The sequence below is a fragment of the Vibrio sp. T11.5 genome (assembly GCF_027587155.1).
GTDB lineage: Bacteria > Pseudomonadota > Gammaproteobacteria > Enterobacterales > Vibrionaceae > Vibrio > Vibrio neptunius.
Genome location: NZ_JAPPTP010000010.1, coordinates 66,323 through 86,966, shown reverse-complemented (window position 1 = coordinate 86,966; position 20,644 = coordinate 66,323). Strand labels below are relative to the sequence as shown.

The 20,644-nt window shown below is 42.2% G+C and carries 17 protein-coding genes and 1 pseudogene; 8 read left to right on the top strand and 10 right to left on the bottom strand.

The window, feature by feature from the left end:
• Positions 1-9 precede the first annotated feature (9 nt).
• Positions 10-1,194 (bottom strand): DUF917 domain-containing protein, encoded by a 1,185-nt coding sequence (locus OH455_RS12365; RefSeq protein ID WP_269981609.1) that lies wholly within the window; start codon positions 1,192-1,194, stop codon positions 10-12.
• Between the two features lie 480 nt (positions 1,195-1,674).
• Here OH455_RS12365 and OH455_RS12360 point away from each other — a divergent pair, with 480 nt between their 5' ends.
• Complete coding sequence (locus OH455_RS12360; RefSeq protein WP_269981608.1) at positions 1,675-2,958, top strand: linear amide C-N hydrolase; 1,284 nt, start codon at positions 1,675-1,677, stop codon at positions 2,956-2,958.
• Positions 2,959-3,134: 176 nt separating this feature from the next.
• Positions 3,135-4,031, top strand: a complete 897-nt coding sequence (locus OH455_RS12355; RefSeq protein ID WP_269981607.1) for a hypothetical protein — start codon at positions 3,135-3,137, stop codon at positions 4,029-4,031.
• 250 nt (positions 4,032-4,281) lie between these two features.
• Here the strand turns inward: OH455_RS12355 and OH455_RS12350 are convergent, their stop codons facing one another.
• From OH455_RS12350 to OH455_RS12340, 3 genes are all read right to left on the bottom strand, one after another.
• The gene (locus OH455_RS12350; protein ID WP_269981606.1) at positions 4,282-5,616 is read right to left on the bottom strand and encodes a hypothetical protein; all 1,335 of its coding nucleotides are present in this window, start codon (positions 5,614-5,616) and stop codon (positions 4,282-4,284) included.
• Between the two features lie 374 nt (positions 5,617-5,990).
• Positions 5,991-6,752: a hypothetical protein gene (locus OH455_RS12345; RefSeq protein ID WP_269981605.1), complete on the bottom strand. Its 762-nt coding sequence runs from the start codon at positions 6,750-6,752 to the stop codon at positions 5,991-5,993.
• A gap of 66 nt (positions 6,753-6,818) precedes the next feature.
• Positions 6,819-7,016 carry a hypothetical protein gene (locus OH455_RS12340; protein WP_045976463.1) on the bottom strand — a complete coding sequence of 66 codons (198 nt, stop codon included), beginning with the start codon at positions 7,014-7,016 and terminating at the stop codon, positions 6,819-6,821.
• Between the two features lie 1,138 nt (positions 7,017-8,154).
• Here OH455_RS12340 and OH455_RS12335 point away from each other — a divergent pair.
• On the top strand, positions 8,155-9,033 hold the full coding sequence (locus OH455_RS12335; protein WP_269981604.1) for a hypothetical protein: 879 nt from the start codon (positions 8,155-8,157) through the stop codon (positions 9,031-9,033).
• Positions 9,034-9,286: 253 nt separating this feature from the next.
• On the opposite strand, the gene OH455_RS12330 is transcribed toward OH455_RS12335, so the two are convergent.
• The 4 genes from OH455_RS12330 to OH455_RS12315 all read right to left on the bottom strand — a co-directional run bounded on the left by OH455_RS12330 (position 9,287) and on the right by OH455_RS12315 (position 13,669).
• Positions 9,287-10,333 carry a GMP reductase gene (locus OH455_RS12330; protein WP_269981603.1) on the bottom strand — a complete coding sequence of 349 codons (1,047 nt, stop codon included), beginning with the start codon at positions 10,331-10,333 and terminating at the stop codon, positions 9,287-9,289.
• A 341-nt stretch (positions 10,334-10,674) separates the two neighbouring features.
• A complete protein-coding gene (locus OH455_RS12325) occupies positions 10,675-12,156 on the bottom strand; it encodes an NAD(P)H-hydrate dehydratase (protein WP_269981602.1) in 1,482 nt (493 codons plus the stop codon).
• 65 nt (positions 12,157-12,221) lie between these two features.
• Positions 12,222-12,665 carry a PAS domain-containing protein gene (locus OH455_RS12320; protein ID WP_269981601.1) on the bottom strand — a complete coding sequence of 148 codons (444 nt, stop codon included), beginning with the start codon at positions 12,663-12,665 and terminating at the stop codon, positions 12,222-12,224.
• Positions 12,665-13,669 (bottom strand): response regulator, encoded by a 1,005-nt coding sequence (locus OH455_RS12315; protein WP_045976458.1) that lies wholly within the window; start codon positions 13,667-13,669, stop codon positions 12,665-12,667. The genes OH455_RS12320 and OH455_RS12315 overlap by 1 nt, the downstream gene beginning before the upstream one ends.
• Positions 13,670-14,484: 815 nt before the next feature.
• Here OH455_RS12315 and OH455_RS12310 point away from each other — a divergent pair.
• Positions 14,485-14,670: pseudogene (locus tag OH455_RS12310) on the top strand (methyl-accepting chemotaxis protein); the annotation flags it as partial.
• 55 nt (positions 14,671-14,725) lie between these two features.
• Here the strand turns inward: OH455_RS12310 and OH455_RS12305 are convergent.
• Entirely contained in the window at positions 14,726-15,187 is a 462-nt protein-coding gene (locus OH455_RS12305; protein ID WP_269981600.1) for a TetR/AcrR family transcriptional regulator, read from the bottom strand.
• Between the two features lie 507 nt (positions 15,188-15,694).
• On the opposite strand from OH455_RS12305, the gene OH455_RS12300 reads away from it, so the two are divergent.
• Both OH455_RS12300 and OH455_RS12295 read left to right on the top strand, forming a co-directional pair.
• Complete coding sequence (locus tag OH455_RS12300; protein WP_269981599.1) at positions 15,695-15,994, top strand: YfcZ/YiiS family protein; 300 nt, start codon at positions 15,695-15,697, stop codon at positions 15,992-15,994.
• A gap of 113 nt (positions 15,995-16,107) precedes the next feature.
• Positions 16,108-16,707, top strand: coding sequence for a hypothetical protein (locus tag OH455_RS12295; protein ID WP_269981598.1), 600 nt, complete (start codon positions 16,108-16,110; stop codon positions 16,705-16,707).
• 41 nt (positions 16,708-16,748) lie between these two features.
• On the opposite strand, the gene OH455_RS12290 is transcribed toward OH455_RS12295, so the two are convergent.
• On the bottom strand, positions 16,749-17,849 hold the full coding sequence (locus tag OH455_RS12290) for a 1-acyl-sn-glycerol-3-phosphate acyltransferase (RefSeq protein WP_269981597.1): 1,101 nt from the start codon (positions 17,847-17,849) through the stop codon (positions 16,749-16,751).
• A gap of 197 nt (positions 17,850-18,046) precedes the next feature.
• On the opposite strand from OH455_RS12290, the gene OH455_RS12285 reads away from it, so the two are divergent.
• Both OH455_RS12285 and OH455_RS12280 read left to right on the top strand, forming a co-directional pair.
• Positions 18,047-18,649: an AraC family transcriptional regulator gene (locus OH455_RS12285; RefSeq protein WP_269981596.1), complete on the top strand. Its 603-nt coding sequence runs from the start codon at positions 18,047-18,049 to the stop codon at positions 18,647-18,649.
• Between the two features lie 95 nt (positions 18,650-18,744).
• Positions 18,745-20,613 (top strand): methyl-accepting chemotaxis protein, encoded by a 1,869-nt coding sequence (locus OH455_RS12280; protein WP_045976452.1) that lies wholly within the window; start codon positions 18,745-18,747, stop codon positions 20,611-20,613.
• Positions 20,614-20,644 lie beyond the last annotated feature (31 nt).

The following is a 20,644-nucleotide window of genomic DNA, read 5'->3' as shown; positions in this document are numbered from 1 at the left end:
ATTGACATTTCAACCTCTCAAGTTATTTTTTAGTGGTGGGTGATAGCTACCAAAGAAACCGAATCTTTTGAATATTGTGGAAAAATGCTGATGGAACCAAGGCTGATTAATTTGTGGAGCAGCATCCACGGTAAAAATCGCCATCTCTTTGAGTCGAGGATCAGCGCAATCTTTCTTCCATGCATCGATAATTTCATCATTGCTCATTAGCGAAGCATCACTAGACAAACAGCAAATTAAATCAGGAGCCATAGCGATTGGCGTACTTAAATCGTCTACCCACAAAATCATATTTTCATTTTGTGAAATGACGTAATATTTGTTGCCGCTATCCTCTTCCTGATATTCTTGCGCGACCCAGTCAAAACCATTGCTGGTCATGGTAATAACGTTGCTCAATCTGCCTTTCATCACACAGTGTGCACCATCTAACGCCTCTATCGCATTAAAACAAGACAGCTGATCTTGAATACATTCTCTGATGTGCCGACCAAGTGCTCTCGCTTTCAGTAACATACCTGGGACAACGGCATTATTTTGCTTTAGTTGCTCCCCTGACATAGCAAATGAAGCAAGGGATGCACGATCATCAAAACTCTTCGATGTGCTAATGATTCCTCTGGTCATCGCATCGACATCCGAACTCGATTCACATTCAATAAGGATGACCCCACCATCTTCTGTTAAAGACTTTTCTGATGTGAGTACACAAGGTGAAACAGAGATTGGGCTTTCCAATGCCAAGTTTGCAAACGTTGATAGCTGCAAGCATGGAAAGGCTCGCCCTCCACCGTCACCATTGATGATCGGTATTTGTCTCTCTGCGGCAACCAGTAAACTCATACCATAGGCAATCGGGCCAGTTTCAACGGGTGATAATGTGGAAAAGGCGACCTTTTGGATTTTTTCTAGGTCGTGAAATGCCGTAACGGGAGAGTATCTATATCCTTTTTGAAGAAACTTTTGTGGTGCTCCCATAGCTGCGAGTACTGGAAGCATATCAGTATCTTGGACGTCATTAACATCAATATACTGCACTGTAACCTCAGATTTTGACGCGAATAGCTTGTCAATTTCCTTGAGCAATTCTTCGCCATTTTCCTGTGCCCCACCGCCGCCACACGCATAAAAATGAGCACCGCGAATAATATCTTCCAAATCTAAGCGATTTAAGCTTTTTACTCCTGATTCCATAAGTAGAGTCCTTTTTCCAAATCAGTAGACACAATAAACAGATGTCGAGATCAGTTCAGTATCACGTTGGTATCAAATCAGTATCATAAGTAATATTTCCCCATCATATTCGTAAAAACCTTAGTTCGAGTAAAGCGCGAGGTCTGTTTTAATTTCGGATGCAAAGAGCTATAGCTTTGTTTTTAGGAGATAAACAGCCGTTGTTTTCTCTCAATACAGGTAAGTCGCTTGAACTGGCGATGAAAAGAGTTTTGGTCGATATCGTTCGTCAACGCAATAAAACCTGTTAACTCTATCAACTGATACTAATCTGCTACTGACGTTTTTTGATTGAATACGTAGCTTAATCACATGCACTTATCTCAAAGGGTCAAATCCATTGTTTAAGCGCAAACCTTTTTATCCATGGTAATTCTAACTATCGATGTAAAGAGTGTCTTGGGTATACATCATTCAAATTACGCAATAAAGAGCATGGCTATGTGTACAGATTTCAATATCAACTTTGGTTGTAACAATCTCCCCCTAACCTTATCCGCTAGAACCATGGAGTTTGCAGTAAACCTTCAGACCGAGGTTTGGTTTAGAGCTAAGCAAAATTTCCAAATTACTACCTTGACGACTAGCGGAAAAGCGGACCGGGTTTTTAATGGTCAGCCACCAGAGTGTCATAATTATCAGCATGAGTTTAAAGCGAGCTGGAAAGGAGCATTAAGCTTCATCCACTGTAATGGCGTTACTCAATACAACAACCCTCTTATTACATCAGATGGTATAAATGAATCAGGGCTTTCAGTAGGCTCACTCTACTTGCCAATACTTAATAAAAATATTCCGACATCTCGCATACCTGATGAGGCCTTTGCGTTAGGTAGCGGTCTGTTGGGAACTTTTATCCTGTCTACGTTTACTACTGTGGAAGACATGGTGAGCTACTTCACTACCCACCCTGTATACGTATTTAATTCGACTATTTCAACCGGGGAATCTGAGGGTGACAATATGCCTTTAGATCAGCACTTCGTGATTCATGATGCAAATAGTGACAGTGCTGTCATTGAGTTTATCAACGGCAATATGCATATTTATCGATCATTTAAAGAGGGCGAGACGGTCAATCCGCAATCTAGGTATCAATGTGTCGAATACAAATTCGATGATTACAAAGTGATTGTGGACCACTCCTACGTGGGTGTTATGACCAACTGCCCGAATTACCATTGGCATGTCAATAATCTTTCCTATTTTTCCAATTTACGTAACTACAATCCAGAATCGGACAAAGACGTGTCCTTACAACGTCACCTCCAAGTTCCAGGACCACTTCAAACCGTGAATGGGGCTGGATTAAAGGGGCTACCCGCCGATCCCACACCGCCGTCTCGATTTGTACAAACCTATGCAATTAAGCAATTAAGCGAGCAACCAAGCAACTTCGATGAAGCATTCTCCATAGCGCAAAAGCTTCTCAACCGCGTCGATATACCTTTGGGTATTATGGCGAATGATCTACACACATCAGACAATCCTGAAGTATTTTTCAGCGATATTACCCAGTGGAGTGTGATTAGAAATAACAGTTATCATTCACCTGCCTTGTATCTGCGTACTTATGGAGATATGACTTGGCGAGTCGCGAACGTCAAAGACTACATGGGATTAGATAGGGATTGCCAGATCTCAAGCGTATTACAGCTCATGCCAACAACAAAAGCATTACCGTTTGAACAAGTCGAGTCTAGACCAACGGTCAAAATCGCCTAAATCGAATTTAGATACCACACGCCCCATGGACTCATGGGGCAGATACCACTAGAAGAGGAGGAACTGGTCCTTGGTAGTGTTTTTTGGAGCTTAATTGCAAAACGCTTGAGGATAGTACTCTAAATTCAAAACATCTCGTTACGAGAAAAACGATTCATATAAGAAGGAAATACATAATGTCAGTTACTGAACCTAACGTGTTAGAACCAAGTAAATCAATTTCTGAAAACGTAGCTCCAGCTAAAGGCCTTGTCACTGGTTTTCTAGGTGCTACTTTCGCACAATTTGCAGCAAGGAACTTAGCAAACGCTGCTTTAAATTCATTCAGTGTTCCTTTAGCTAAAACCGCAAAAAGCTTGTTCTTGCGCGCCGACTCTTCAACGAGAATGTCTCCAAATGATTACCTTGAACAAAACTTTGTTCGTATCTTTAGAATGACGAGGCAAATATACCAAAACGTCAATGATATACCTTTGATAAATGCGAGGAACTTACTACAGTCGAGCTTATCCAGTTTTGAAGAAATTAAAACTAATGACCCAGAGGGTGATTACGCTCAAATGAACTACGATAACGCAAGATATGCTGTCACTAAATGTAAAGAAGCCTTAGCTATATTTGACGACCATTCAGATAATCAAGAGTGGATAGGCGCTTACTTTACAGCAGCCAGTCAATATTGCTTCATTTGCCGTCAGATCCTTCAATATCAGAAAGACAACATATTTGCTGAAAATGTTATCGCGAAGGAAAATGTCCTTTCTCAAATTGATAAATCGATAACATACGTCACCCAAACAGTTAATGTAAATGACATGATCAAAGCTGTTAGCAACAAAGTTGCTGAAGTTCGTTATAATAAAGGATCTACCCACCCATGGGGATTCCGCTACTACTTATCTGAAGATAAGACTCACTATAAAACTCTAGCCAACAAAACTAAAGATGGAATGACAGAGTGTAGTGACGCTATCAGACAAAATGCGATTGATTTACTTGAAACTCAAATAATACAACCAGATGTTGTGAGAAGTTGGGAGCTAATTAAGCTTGCGATTGAAGAAGACGTCTAGCTTGAAGAGCTACTAACATAATAATCTCTTTAAAAAAGGCGCCATATTTGGCGCCTTACTAACTTCCAGTAAAAACAACTATCTAAACTTAAAACTTAAAGGGACAGACACTTTATCAGACACTGGACTTTTACACTGCCGTTACAGGTAAACGTTGTGAGAGCCCAGTGCCGAACGTTTGGTAACATATCAGCTAAAAGTGCTTGTTCCCGCACATCCGTACAGTGCGGGAACAAAACAAGTGGAGGGTTTAGTTGATGTATGGTAGACAGATTTCTGGGATGATTGGTTCAGCAGGCTCATCAATGATGTAGTAATGCATACCAGATGATTCCCCTTCCAGCAATGGCGCACCATATCCAGTCCAAAAAACACCTTTCCCATTACCGTATACAACTGGATGAATCGTCTGGGAAGTGGGAGCACCCGTCACTTGAGATACACTAGGTTGAATCATTTTGTTGTTAACGCGATCGAAATACACTACCTGGTAGTTAGAGTGACTTCCAACAGATAGGTAATCGTCATTTCTAGTGGTGAACGCTATACTTTCTGCATCATTAGAAATTGAAGGAGTAGCGATATTGTGAATAAGCTTTCCGTTAACATCCGTTACATATTCATAGGTTTGAGAGCTAATGTTATAAACCACTAGATAATTCGTGAATTCCTCATAGTGACTGTACTCTGGATCACTTGGACGTCGTGCAGTGTAAATTACGTATTTGCCATCTGCACTTATGCTATATGAATATTGGTTTCCAGCTGCATACGCATGGTTTCCTTTTTTAGAGTGCGATATTTTCGTGTGTTTATCTTTGACACTATCATAGATGTATATAGCTACCTCATTCGATGGGTCTTCGCTGATATTCTCTGCGTCCATTTGATTTCTAATAGTTTGATATACGATATAGCGACCATCATCACTAAAGGGACGTAAATAGCTAAGCCAGTTGGTAGCCTCATTACCATATATATCTATATTCATTATTCTGGTTGTTTTAGCTGTAAGATCAGTAATAGAAAATTTACCCGAATAATCCGAAACTATCACTAGTCTATCGTTAACCTGATAAGGCGTTCTAGCTGTATTTCCTGCTTCAATTGGCTGATGATTTTCGTCATATTCTGCCGCTTTCATCTCATCCGTTAGACGATCCCACACCAAACTGCGCCACCCAGAAGAGCCAGAGTAAATTGTAAAGCCAATGTACCGCCCATTTGGCGATATTGTCGCTTTATTCATGTGAACTTTTGGATCAAGAGAAGAAGGCCTGCCAATTTTTTCTAGTTCGTAAGTCTCGGTATTTTTAATAAGCCACTCCCTTTCAACCCCATCAGAAACTAGTTCATTTCTATTGGCCTCAAAAATTATGTACTTACTATCACGAGTCATTGCAGCCGAACGAGGGCGTGAAGCACCAACAAAGTTACTTGTAGAAGGTTTAGAGTTTGAATCGGACATAATCGGATATGGACCATACTCCAGCTCTTCATCTATAGACTTTAAGTTTGGATCAAACTCAACGGCATGAACCGAGAGCGTAAAAGATGCAAGAATGGCAAAATATAATAATCGCATAGTACTAACACTTTTTTATTGTTTGAGAATTAGCATATGCGACCACTCGTAATAAAAATTAAATAACACCTTCGTACTAGTAAAAAGTTTCAGGCACAAATTACTCTAATGTATCTATACTTGGGTTTACTTCTTTCTGGTCCTTATCGCTAGATTTGAATAGCTACATCCCAACGCTACCACAACCCGCTCACTCACTTGTAGTTGTCGCCACTTTACAATTTTCAGGCAAAAAAAGAGCCGCAAAGCGAACTTAAAGGAACAGGCACTTTATCAGATTTTCGGTGCTGTCTACTTATCCAGCTTAAAAAGCTTAAAAGGACAGCTACTACAGTTTCGCTGATTCGGTAAAAAGGAGCCACTAGGCTCCTTCTTTAGAGATAAATCTCAGGTTCTTTATGTTCTTCTTTTTCCCTAAAACGTTCTTCATATCGGAAATCATGCAAATGAGCATGAACAATTTCTCTGAGTGGAAGTGCGATGGTAAATTTATCTAGTTCAACGGAGTCTTCCTGCTCATTCTCTATGTCTTCCATCACTGCATGATAGGGCGTGATCTTGTGAAGCTCTAACGTGTCTCTGTCTCGATATCCACTTAAGTAGGGCACGATATAAATATCGTTAAAATGACCGGTTTGTATTTCGTAGATATAGCCTATGTATACTTTACGGTCGGACATGGTGAAAAGAATAGGGAGCTCGTGGTAGTGAGACTTGAAGAATAACTGCGTGAACTCTGGGCTTTCCGAATCCATAGAAAACTCAAACATGAACTTGGAAAACTTACGTTCTTCGTTGATGTAGCAGAGTTTTGGGAGAAGCCAGCTTAAGATCAGAGCAATGATTGAGATATCAAATAAAGCGAACTCAGTGTGGGTAGACTCACTTCTAAATACACCAATCAGTACCAACTCACCAACCGAGAAGTGCCAGCCTGTCAGTTTTCCAAGCCAAATGCCTAGCGCATACAAAATCGTCCCGACAGCGAATAAGAACAAACCGATAGCCGCAGACATCAAAAAAGTATGGTATCCATTACTACGCTTTAGTTGATAGTGTGTTTTGTGCCATTGCTGAGCGAAAACATAACCAGAAATGCAAAGTATTAACACAAAAAGTATTGATGGTTTAATCATTTACTGACGTCCATAAAAAAGGGCTAATGCGAATTAGCCCCGGTGTGTACCCTATTGTGTGCAATGTCATGCCTGCACTTTATTATCTTTCAAATAGCCTTCTCTAGCAGCCTTGGCTTGTTCTTGCGCAGCTTTGCTTTTACGGAAAGCTTTCATATCCATCACCACACGATCTGGGTTAACCATTTTCAGCATTGGGTAATCGCGCTTCGTGGTATTCTGTTTACCAAAGAAGTTTCGGAAAATGTCCATAATCCAACTCATAAATACCTCCTAGATAGACTCACGTTATCAAGTCGGTGTTCCTATCGTAATGTTAGTATAAGTGAGTAAAAGGCAGAGCGACAAAGATCTGCTTCAATCCAATCAATTTATGATTATTAATCTAACGTATCACTTATTACCGAGTCAAATCTTCAGGGTCAGATTAGACCTTTCATCAAAAGAGAACTTAAAGGTAAAGGCGCTTTCTGCTTATCTGGCATCAAATTAACTGGTATGAAAACGAATGGGCTTGGTCAGGCTCAATAGATAGAAGCTGATACAAGGCTTCAAACTGAGCTGTAATGAATCTGAAGATATTCGCCATGTTTTTATCGATACGCCTTAAGCACAGAAACATCGCCGAGCTTAAGCTCTAATACTGATCGGTTTTGAGACTTGAACGATCCTAGGATCGTATGATAATCCCCCACTAACAAAGTTAGTGGGGATTTTTTATGTTTGCTCAAGAGCTGCTTTTGGCAAACAGAAACTTAAAGGAACAGACACTTTATCAGACTATTCGTTTATTCACCGATCTTCTAAATTCAATCACAAGATATTGAAGTAGTGCTGATGATTTGCGCGCTCAACTCAAAACGAATGAATTGAGTGCTTTTCTTGAGAAGGCTATATGGTGTTCATTAAGTCGTCGTATAGGGAAAAGCAATAAGAGCGCAACCTTTTTCGTCTTTAGGAGTAAAGTGATTAAGATTTTCAAATTTTGTTTTATTGATAGTGGTTTAATTGACAAACCAATTAGGCCTATCTTCCCATCTGCCCTTATTAAAAGAAGATTCCCACCCTATAGGCAATATAGCTATTGGCGGTAACTTAACATCTAGTGAAGAACGTGTTATCGCAGCATATCATTCTATTTTTTATCGATAGCACGTATTGCCCACAATAATATAATAAAAATAGTGGTGGATATTGTGTTAGTTTTGAACTTTTCACCATCATAAATACCAGATTTTAATTGTCATACTGATCGTTTTGAACAATTAATAATCCGAGTTTTTAGAATAAGACGAATAAAGCGCCCCACGTTATGGTCAAATATCTTTGAATAAGATAAGCTTGCCACCAATTATGTGACTGGCTCACAATAATAGTAAGGTTTAAACAAGGAAACCGCATCATGAGGCAACACTATTTTGGCAATTGGTATAATGATTATACCTCAGGGAACCTAACTGCATTGAAAAGCGCACTTAAAACGGGAGATACCAAAACAGTGGCTGCGCTTAGTGAAGAATTATTTGATAGTTATCTTGATGTAACAGCAGCGCTAGATATTAAAGAAATTAAACAATATGCTGAAGTAATGGGAGATGTGCTCACTGATATCAAGCTTGATGTTTGCATGGGAGAATTAGTAGACCACCATCAGCCCGATTATATTGAAATGGCTTGTCGCAATAGTATTGCGCTTGGAATTGGCTTCCCATTTTATGACTATTACTCAACTGAAATGACCGCAAACCGCATGGAGTTTGATGTTGAGTTTTTCGAAAGTACTGTTGAACCTGGTTTCAAGCAGCTGTATCAAGCTAGGAAAATGTCTATCACTGTATTTTTCAAATTAGTGTGTGATATCGTGGGTTATCTAGATCCCATACCATATACAGCTGATTATTTGTTCCGCTTATTACAAAGTCCTGAGATTGACATTAGTACGTTTTCAGAAGAAGAGTTCACCGAGTGCCTCGACGTATGTTTCGGTTTTTACCATCTTAACCCTGAAATTTTCCGTTTATTTGTAAAGCAAGCTAAGGGGCGTAAGGCGACCAAATCAACCGAAGTATGGCAAGAATCTCGCGAATATTATTTAATCACCTACCAGTTCACCTCATCTTTCGGTGAACGCTGTGCCTGGCATGATTATGAGGAATCATACATTGATGCCTTCACTGAGCTTAAACACAGCGGAATAGTTTCGGACGTAGAAGCAGAGGTTGTCGATTGTCTAAGAGCAGATCGGCTGGATAAATTAGCAGAAATATTTATTAACGCATAAACAAAATACTACCTGATAAAAATTATCAGTTTTATTTGGTAAGTATGCCGTGAAATTGGATAACAGACTCCCGCCATAATGTCGAAAAAGCTTAAAAGGCCGGTACATTACTACGGTTTTATGCAAACCTGCTAAATAACGCAAAGAAAAAATGTTTCAGGTGTAGACACTTTGTAGACATATCTCGATTTTCAGGCAAAAAAAGAGCCGCAAAATGCGGCTCTTAATTATTCGAATTTTCCGAAGTGTGCGATTACTTCTCTTTACCGAAAACGTTGTTCTCTTGCTCTTGTACGCGGATGAAAGTCGTACGCTTGGTGAGCTCTTTAAGCTTTGCTGCGCCTACGTAGGTACAAGTTGAGCGCACACCGCCAAGGATGTCTGAGATAGTGCCGTGAACACTGCCACGGAATGGCAATAGTACGGTTTTTCCTTCAGCTGCACGGTACTTTGCAACACCGCCTGAGTGCTTGTCCATAGCAGACTGAGAAGACATGCCATAGAACTTCATGAAGGTCTCTCCGTCTTTCTCAATTAGCTCACCACCGGACTCTTCGTGGCCTGCCAGCATACCGCCTAGCATAACGAAATCAGCGCCGCCTCCGAAAGCTTTTGCTACGTCACCCGCACATGAGCAGCCACCATCACCGATGATCATACCACCTAGGCCGTGGGCAGCATCACCACATTCGATGATTGCAGAAAGTTGAGGATAACCAACGCCTGTTTTAACGCGAGTAGTACATACAGAACCTGGGCCAATACCCACTTTCACAATGTCTGCACCAGCTAGGATAAGCTCTTCACACATATCACCAGTCACTACATTGCCCGCAGAGATAACTTTGTTAGGGAATGCAGCACGTACCTTCTCGATGTACTCTACTAAGTGCTCAGAGTAACCATTCGCGATATCAATACAGATGAAGATAAGTTCTTCAGATAGCGCCATGATTTCTTTTGTCTTTTCGAAATCAGCATCTGAAGTTCCCGTAGAAACAAACACGTTGTTTAGTGTTTTTTGATCCGCTGATTTCACGAAGTCAGCCCATTGCTCTACGGTATAATGCTTGTGAATTGCAGTCATCACGCCATGTTCTGCTAAAGCTTTAGCCATTTCAAAGCTACCGACTGAATCCATGTTTGCTGCAATTACGGGTGTGCCAGACCATTGACGACCACTATGCTTGAATGTAAAATCGCGGGTTAATTCAACTTGAGAACGACTTTTGAGAGTAGAACGCTTCGGGCGAAATAGTACATCTTTAAAGCCTAACTTAAGTTCTTGTTCGATACGCATGATAAATTTTCCTATAAGCAAATTTACGTGTCGTGCGTTTTCGGGAAACGTTGGCAGACGCTTTACCGAGTTTCGGACACAAAAAAACCGGAGCGTTGGCAGACGCTCCGGTTTTCAGCATTATAGGCTGTGATTTATTTCCCGCAAGACTGATATTTTCAATTTATTTGTGATACCATTTTGTTATCTTGCAAATCTAATTCCCCTACTTTCAAGCTTAAATCAAAACAAACGTTAATAAACAATAGCTTAACAAACAAACCCTATCAGCGCGCAACCGTTTTCCGGAATCGATAACACTGTTGTTTTTGAACATTTTTATCTCGGGCAGCACTGGCCGACTATTTTCCATTTACTAAATGTCGAATATGAGGCAATAAATCACGTGCACAGAGTCCTCGTTCACCGTTTATTTCAGCATCTCTGTCAGCAGCAAGACTATGTATCATGACACCTCTCACGGCAGCATTGACCAAACTTTCACCTTGCACCAATAACCCAACGATGATACCCGTTAGAATATCCCCCATTCCTCCTGTCGCCATACCAGGGTTCCCTGCATTGCAGATATACGTTTCCTTACCATCAAAAATGAGAGTCCCTGCTCCCTTTAATACAACAACGCCACCATACTTTTTGTAAAGGGTCTCCACAGCCCTGAACCTGTCACTCTCAATTTCTTGAACGGAGCACTTTAAGAGTCGAGAAGCCTCACCAGGATGAGGCGTAATAATACGCTTTGCATCATAATTTTCATTTTCGGCAAGTAAGTTGAGTGCGTCTGCATCATACACTTTTGGCAATGTAGAAAACGACATAGCTTTAAACATCTTGGTAGCATTAACGTCCATTCCTAACCCTGGACCAATAGCAAAACAGTCACACCATCGGTTCAACCTAAAATCACTCGCCTCGCTATCCAACCAAGAAGATATCATCACTTCGGGACAGGATACTAAAGCGGGTTGTGTATTCTCCGGGTGGGTAAGTAATGCCGTTAAACCAGCTCCCGCTCTCTGGCAAGCCAGTGCCGAGAGTATTGCAGCACCTCCAAAACCTTGATTCCCACCGATAATAACAGCTTTGCCATGAGAGCCTTTGTGGGCACTTCTTGAACGAGCTATGGGGGGTGCAAAATCGACGATATTATTTAACAGTAGTGACGACGGCACGTTCTGTTGCTTAAAGACGTCGTCAACACCTAGTCCGGCGAAATGCACTTTTCCTGTGTAATCGCGAGCTCGTCCGGTAAACAAGCCTTGCTTCAAGCCTATAAGCGAGACAGTATGTTCAGCCTGAACACATGTGCCTAAAACCTGTCCAGTATTGCTGCATAAACCAGAAGGAATATCCACTGAGACAACCGGGGCATCTGCTTGATTAAGCATCTCAATGATAGCAAAAGCCTCTGCCCTGACATTACCGGTCAACCCCGTACCCAACAAAGCGTCAAGAATACAAGTGTAATCGAGTACAGAATCTAAGCTGGGCAGCTCAGTACGGCCGCCCACTGAAATAAAATCCAGATATGCCTGCAGCGCGTCACCTTTTAGTCTGCTCGATTCGACACACTGCCACAGGGTCACATCTATACCAGCTTCAATCGCCAGTTTTCCCACAACATAACCATCTCCACCATTATTTCCACCACCACAAACAATGAGCAGTGAATCGCAGTTCGAATATTGGCTTCTCACCACTTCAAAAACCGACTGGCCTGCGCGAGTCATAAGTTCATACATAGTGACTGATTTACTTTTCGCAGCAGTGGCTTCACCTGATTTCACCTGCTCGCCACTATAGAGGGGAATGGGTACTGACATTGGCTCTCCTTGGTTAAAAATAAAGCCAGAACAACTCTGGCTTTCATTAACGAGGTCAGTTGAGGCTATTTATGTTGATTCTGTGACACCAAAGCTTCGGCTGTCGCATCTTGTATAGACAAGAACAAAGAACGAATTTCACCCGTCGGAGTTCTCATCGGGTTGAGTGTAATATTTTGGTACATGAATTCCGACTGTTGCGTGACTGGACGTACATTACGGCATTTGAACAAGTAAGGTCGCTGTTGCCACGTGATAAAGCTTCGACACCCAAGATCATAGACAGGTTTAGTCTTAAGCTTAAACCAGTCTTCTGGTATTTCAGGGAACAACTCGAATAGCGGCTTTTCTATCGCGTCATGGGCTTGCACACCACTATGATGCGTCATAAACCCGTTCCAAACCTGAACTTTATATTCTCGGTCAATAACAATTAGCCCAAGATCGACATTTTGTACCATGTCCACCATCCAGTGGAATTGCTCAAATTCTGCGGGAAGATTTACCATTAAAAGTCCTCCATCAAATAAGACAACTTGTTGTCGAGCAATGGGAGGGACTCATCAACAAACATAAACAACAAATCACATCGAATAGATGTACCATCAATGTTGTAACTCACCTCAAAGGTCATGGTTTTCTGAAACGAGCCAGTCGTTGACTGAATCACCGAATCGATGGAAATATGCTGGCCTAAAAGCACGGGTGAACTTTGGAAAAAACGCACCTCCGCTTGCTTGCCCAAACCATTCAAAAACGAACCAACAAGGATATTTGAAACATCCATAAGAAGTTCCAGTTCTTCCAGCTCTTCACTGTCAGCCGGAACCTTCATAAGTTTTTTTAGATCACAAACACTAGAATCACTCAGCAATACTAGTGCCTCACCGGCAATACCCTCACCACTAAATCCCTGACACACTCCTGAAACTTGATCATTTTCTGCTAGGTCACGCAGTGCCATATGCAGCTCACTGACTTCAAATATATTAACATTGGGAAGAGGAAGGTGGACAAACACATCAAAATGGCGAGCTAAGGCATCTGCGGCTCGGCCGATAGACACATTGGCCACCTCCATATAGATGTCTCGGCGACGAAGAATAGGCAGTTCAACAGTAACAGGCGTGACAATTTGTGGTTGACTTGGTTTTTCAACCAATTCTTTTAACACCGCATTGAGTGCGTCTTTGTCAATCGGCTTTTGGATAAACGCTTTCGCGCCAAGCGTCATCACGCGCTCTTTCGCTTTAGGTTGAATGTCACCCGATACGACAACGACTTGGATATCAATACCGCGCGTGCCTATCTCTTCCAATGTCCCAAAACCATCGAGCTCTGGCATGGTCAAATCAAGGAACATTAACTTGAAGTCGTTTTGTTCCAACTGCTCCAAGGCATCTAGACCATGAACAGCAAAAGTGATGTCTGCATTCAAAGAAGCAGGTAATGAACGCGCCATTTGCTTTCGGGCAAGCGCAGAATCGTCACAAATAAGGACAGGAAAAGCCATGCATATACCTACTGCTATTCTTGTTACTAATAGTTTCAGTGTAACAGATAGTTAGATCATCAGGCATGAATCTAAACAGATTAAACGTATCTATTTTGAGAACGCCGAGCAGACACTCTAATGCTGCCAAAAGACGCTGAACCTACTACCAACAAATTAAACAAAACTACAACCAATAAAGCCTAGAGTCATTTTTCTTCACTAGCTTTCAACTGAAACAAATCTTCATCAGAACCTACCCTACCCCATGTACTTAGGTGCAATCTTTTTGAAAATCCGCTCTGTGCGAAGAAAAACATCGATGAGCACTAGTTCCCAAAAGGATACGGCTCCTTCGACCGAAATTTCGCCTGTTTCCGTATGAAGGAAAGCCGGCTTTACGCTAAAACTGGGTTGTCTGCGGCTTCATACAAATCAAGAACGCTGATTGAGTGACCAACCGTATTTCCACCAAAGACTTTATCCATATAAAACAAACTGTTCTTCTATAGGCAACACAGACAAGCATATATTCACAGTCGTCAATATGCTTGAAACATGTGTCAGACTCTTCCGAACCTAGTAAAGTATTGAAGTACATGTAATGCTCGTCAAGGCAATCAAGTAAGTGAACGCCAAACTCTTACAAAACTACTTATGCCTAATTTGATATCAAGCCGATTATCACGACGGCACTATTTGGTCACTCGATGTAAGCTACTTTTGACATCTAAGCAACCAAGATAGAGACTATTAAATTATCCCAAGTTCCAAAAATTGTACTTACGTTGATTGAGAAGTAACGAACCAGTTTGATTGTCTTGTCGATGCGAGGTCAAATCGCTACAGCGATTGCAGAAATGGCAAGGGTAACCGAAGACATGAACTCAAGCGTTCAATCTATCAGTGAAGTATGCTCCGCCACCAACATCCTAGCCAGCGACACACGCGATGAATGCGAAGGGTTAGTCAACAACCTGGACTCCCAAAGTAAGCTGGTCAATCAATTCCGTAAGCTATAAATACAAAAAGCCTTCCAATCGGAAGGCTTTTTTGACACGGCAACGATATGATCAATTACTTCGCCATGCGAACCAGTGATTTACCAATTAACCACTCTAACTCTTTGGCACTTTCAACACCGAATTGAGCTTCAGTCGTTTTGTAAAGGCGTTCAATCCCATTCATTGCAAACTCATGAGTGTTTTGAGAGGTTACGATATGGTGGAATAGCAGGCGCAGAATCGCTAGGAACTCGGCATTGTCTAACGCTTTTACCCAGCTGTCTGAAAAATCTTGCAGACTATTGTCAAAACTTAGATGCTCGACAAACATCTTGAAGATTCGACCGTCTAACGCCGCGGTAAAATCAGTCTTCTTTGGAAAGTGGTGGCTGATACCTGTTCGCGATACACCTGTCTGTTGACTTAAGGTTGTGTAAGACATCTTGTCATAGCCCAGACGCAAAAGTTGATCCACTACTGCGTCCATAATCTTCTGAATCGTGATTTCAGTATCTTCTTTACTACGCTTTGGCATGTTCAGGCTCTTCTCTCTGTAAATCCATCTAACTCAAACGAGTCAATAATGATGCCCATCAGATATCCTACAAGACATCCACTGTAGCTTCACAGGGTCCCTGTGGGGAACCTAATAAAGCCATCGTACCATATAATACGAACGGCGTCTTAGATGGAGCACACGATGCCGTGCAAGATAACTTTTCACAAATCACCACATCAGGGAAATTTATAAAATAAATAGGCATTATCTTTCATTTATATAATTTAGCTGACGATAATTATATAAATCGAACTTGCTTACAACTAACTGCACATCATCATGACTCTATAATGACATGATATTTCGCAACAACATGACTAACATCACACTATTTGACGTGTTTATCAATTCTAATCCATTCACCTAACCATTTTATAACATAACATCTGGTTCTGAGCTCATTTTTCAAGTGTTCGCATTTTAATGGATCACTTGAAAATAACTCGATAAAATAACCATAACTTTTGTAAGAGGATTGTCGTAATGAGCACACAACAAGAACAAGCTGACGTATGTGAAGCATGTGGTTGCGCTGGCGAAATGGGCTTTATTATCAAAGAAGGGGACGATGTTGCAGAAGTGACGATTTTTGCCCAAGGTAAAGCCTTTCTCGAAGCGGAGCTGAATAAGTACATCGATTTGGCAAAACAGGTCTGCGAAGGCGTGGAGTATGAAATCTCTTCTATTGAAGAAGACTCGAGTGAACTAACAGCCCGATTCAAATTCGAAGTCAGCGCGGAAAAACTGATTTTTGAACTAAAGACTCGCTCCCTAGCGCGCTAAGCTATTAAAAAGCGGACATTCAGTCCGCTTTTTTGTTCACTACTTCATCTCTTTATTGACCCGAACCAAACTCCTCATTAATACTTAGGGTAAACCATTGTCTGGATTGTCCTATGAAGCACTGGCTTGTGCCTTCTCTCGTTGTGCTGCTGTCTGCACCTGCCCTCAGTGAGCCGATTGATCATTATCGTATTCTCAATCACTTAGATAATTATGGGAACTTGGATCTGCGCAATAAACCTTATAAAGAGCTGCCATCAGGCTTGGTTGTAAAAGGTAACCTCAATATTGCTAAAACCAGCATTAAAGAGATCCCTCAAGGCGTGGATATTCAAGGCAGTCTAGACGCTTCTAATAGTCAGCTAAAAAAGATAGCAAAAGGCGTCAATATTAGAGGCTATGCCAACTTACTTGCGTCGCAAATTGTTCGATGGCCAGCAGGAATCAAAGTCGGCGGATACGTAAACCTTACAGATACTCCCTTAACCAAACTCCCTCCTCGCTTTAGAGTGAAAGGGGATTTAAGTGTGATTAGAACACCATTGGAATCGTTACCAGAGGGTTTAACAGTTGAGGGAAATCTCTATATTGGTGGGTCAAAAATTACTAAGTTTCCAGACAAGATGACCGTCAAAGGCAACATATTCCTAGGTGGAAACCGAATAACCAAGTGGCCTTCTCAACTCGACCTTGGTGGCGCGGTGGCACCTTAACCAATAGAAAAAAGGACGCTCATCGCGTCCTTTCTGATCTTTTAACTTTGGTTTTTAACTGGGTTAGCGTAGCTTGCGACCAAATAAGACTGAGCACCTTCCGGAAGCTGGTTCAGTTTGCCTGCCAAAACATCTTTAACCTGCTGTTCGACTTGCTCATCACCCGCCGCCAATTTATTAATTGGGAACAGCTTGTAGTTGTCATGTATCTGACGATCAATTTCTTCTGCTAGAGCTTCCGGTGACTCGAACTCATCACCAATCACATCACCAAATGCAACATGGACACGGCCTTTGTCGCCTACGATTCCCTGAATAATACTTTCAATATCTTCAAATTCGCCTTTTTCATATGTACCGCTTGTCGCCTTCTCAAAAAGCTCACGCGCTTTAGCAATGTCACAAGGATCATTCTCATAAGAGATAGCAACAGGGACAATTCTTAGCGACTTTATGTACTCAGCGAACTCTAATTTCTGCTTACGGCCTTCAACGTGGAACATTTTTAGGATCGCCGGATCAGTAAAGTCATTGCCATCTTTAGCACGACCTTCTTTCTGCGCAATCCAGATAGAGTTCCCCGTATCCAATGAATGTTTGATGTAGCCCGACAAAGTACCTAGCGCCTTCATCATTTCACGAGGGCCTTTTGCAGAGCGCTTTACAATAAAGCTCTTGTTTAGCTTCATCAACTCAGTCGCACAAGGTTTTTTCAGTAGGTTGTCGCCAATAGCGATACGTACTGTTTTATGATCACTCTGGTGTAGACCGTAGTTGACCAATGCTGGGTCCATAGCGATATCACGGTGGTTGGAGACAAATAGATAAGACGTCTGCTTATCCAGCTTATCTAAACCTGAGTACGTTACGCCCTTAGTTGTTGAATTCAATGTCTGCTCAAGGTACTTCTTTACTTCCATCTGAATCACTTCAACGGAGTTCAGTTTAGACCACTTCATCTTGAGGTAGACTTTAACGATTGGTGACATCAAGGCTTTAAACCAACCTGCATGGTTTGCAAATCGATGTTGTAGAATTGCACTGATGAATTCTTCATCGTTAATCAGGCGGTCGATCGCCGCTGGAATTTCTTCGTCATTGTACGGACGAATTTCAACAAAAGGGTCGTTTTTAGAAGTCATTTCTTATTACATCTGATAAAAAGCTCGCCTATTCTACGCGGAGATGGGGGGATTAACAGCTATACTTCTCTCATAATCAAAAAGGTCAGACCAGAATGAAATCACCGTTTATTTAGAAAGTCGGAGTTAAGTTGGCTTTTTCTGCAAGAAACGTTAACCTTAGCGCCCCTTGAGCATACAAGAATATGAGCAATTTAATGCACTACTCAATCTCGCATAACAAGAGTGAATTTCAGTATCTAACCATGACTCCACGTAAAAAGAGTATCAAACACATGTTACTCAAGGTGGAACAAGGTTTAGCACTAATGAAACTTGGAAAGTCTGAGTATGCGATTGAAGCAGGTCAGACAGTTTGGATTCCGTTTGATGTATTGTGCGCATTGACCTTTTTCCCTCAAACTCAAGTTCAGCAAGTGGAAGTCTCTTGTCGCGTCACAACGCCCCTGCCAAAGCAAGGTGGGTTCGTTGCTCTTAATGAGCTGACTAACGCTTTGTTAAATAGGCTGAAGGTGATGGAGGAAACTCATGACGCCCAAAGAGACATTCTGACTGTATTGCAGGCAGAGCTGTCAGGCTTAAAGCCGCAGTTAAAAGAGAGCAAGCTAACCCAATTAATTAGCCAGTGGTCACCGAATACCGACAGCAAACTATTGGCAGAGCAACAACTCGTTTTGACGGTTCGTGAAGCCTATAAGCGAATAAAGTCTGGTAAGAGGCGAGAGCAGATCATTGCCGACCTGTTCGACAACAATGAAGCGATGTACTCACAAATCGAGCATGCAATTCTAGGTAAATAGCCGAAAACTTCACTCAGTTACTGGCTGATTATCGATTTCGTAACTATAAATCTATAAATATCCTCTGTATTTGTAGATGAAATAGGAAGGCGAATATGAAATTCAGCCATAAAATTGTGGCGGCATCCTCTCTCCTTTTATTGGCCACAGTCACTTTACTTACACTACAGCAATATTACACGGTCCAAACAAAAATTAAATCTCAGGTCACCTCTAGTGTCGCAGAAATCGTCGATGGCGTCAGAGACACAACGGCTGCAGAGATTAATGGGCGAAAAGCCATTGCTAGCTATGCCACCAGTATGTTGGAGTCCAACCTTGCTTTGGACGCCATGGAAACCGTCATTACTCGCCCAATAGTTAAAGAAACCTTCCTATTAGCCGGACTGGGCTTCGAAAAAGATGGTTCAAACATTAATAACGATCCTTCTTGGAATCCTGGCCCTACTTGGGACCCACGAGCTCGCCCTTGGTACATCGATGCGAAAAATGCCGGTAAGCTCATTATTACGGCTCCTTATGCGGACTCGGCAACCGGGGAGATTCTCGTGTCGATTGCCACTCCGGTGAACGACAGCGGGAAGTTCATTGGCGCGATATTCTACGACGTTAGCCTTGCAGGTCTTGCCGATGTCGTGAACAAAGTACAGCTTTTCAATGCCGGATACGTGTTCATTGTCGCCGGCGATGGGACCACCATTGCGCACCCTCAGACCGAACTTAACGGCAAACCAATGAAGGACTTCTTGGGTAACGCTGGTATTCAGGAAGATCCACAACAAGTCTCTATCGAGGGTAAAGATTACACCCTCGACTTCTCTAAAGTCCCAGGAGAAGATTGGTACATCGGCGTTGTTCTCGACGAAGAAGTGGCCTATCAATCATTGGCGGACTTGCGCAACAGCTCAATTATCTACACTGTCGTGGCCTTGATCATTAGCGTCGTTATTCTGCTCGTCTTGATGACTGCTCTGATGAGACCACTCGGCGCACTGAATAGTGCGATTCAGGATGTGGCTTCTGGTGAGGGTGACCTCACTCAGCGTCTCGATACCAATACTGATCAAGAATTTTCATCACTGGCGGCAGGGTTCAACTCATTTACAGGTCGCCTCCAGCAACAAATTATTCAGTCCAAGGCTATTGGAGAAGAAATTCTACGCGGCTCTGAGATGACCTCGATGGGGTTACAAGAGTCAGCTGCTGCTATGCAAGATCAGCTAAGGGAGCTGGAACAACTTGCGACCGCTATGCACGAAATGGCGACAACGTCAGGCGACGTTGCTAACAATGCGCAGGGAGCAGCATCGGCAGCAAAAGATGCTGATGAAGCAACCGAAGTGGGCACACGTGTTGTAGGAGATACAACGGGCGCAATTACGGAATTATCACAGCGTATTGACGAAGCCGTTGAAGAAGTAAAAACGCTTGAGTCCGCAACTGGGAACATTGAAACCATTCTGAAAGTTATCAATGATATTGCAGATCAAACTAACCTACTCGCACTCAACGCGGCGATAGAAGCAGCGCGTGCTGGTGAGTCGGGACGAGGGTTTGCGGTTGTGGCAGATGAAGTTCGAACGTTAGCTCAAAGAACGCAAGAGTCCACCACTGAAATTCGCAATATGATCGAACAGTTGCAATCAGGAGCAACTGCAGTGGCTGGGGCAATGAACATGAGTAAAGAGACCGCCAGCAATGCGGTGCTGCGTGCTGAAGAGGCTAACGCAGCCTTAAATAGCATTCGCGATGCGATCCAAGCCATCAGTGACATGAACATTCAAATTGCTTCTGCGGCGGAAGAACAGAGCTTAGTGGCCGAAGAAATAAACAGCAATACCGTCAAAATCAAAGACCTATCTGTTCAGGTTGCAGACGCCGCTGAGAACGCCAATATTGCCATGCAGGCGCAAACAGAAAACATTCGCGAACAGGATGCCATTCTCAACAAGTTTAAAGTGTAAATGCTCTCGCCCTCCCAATTGGGAGGGCTTT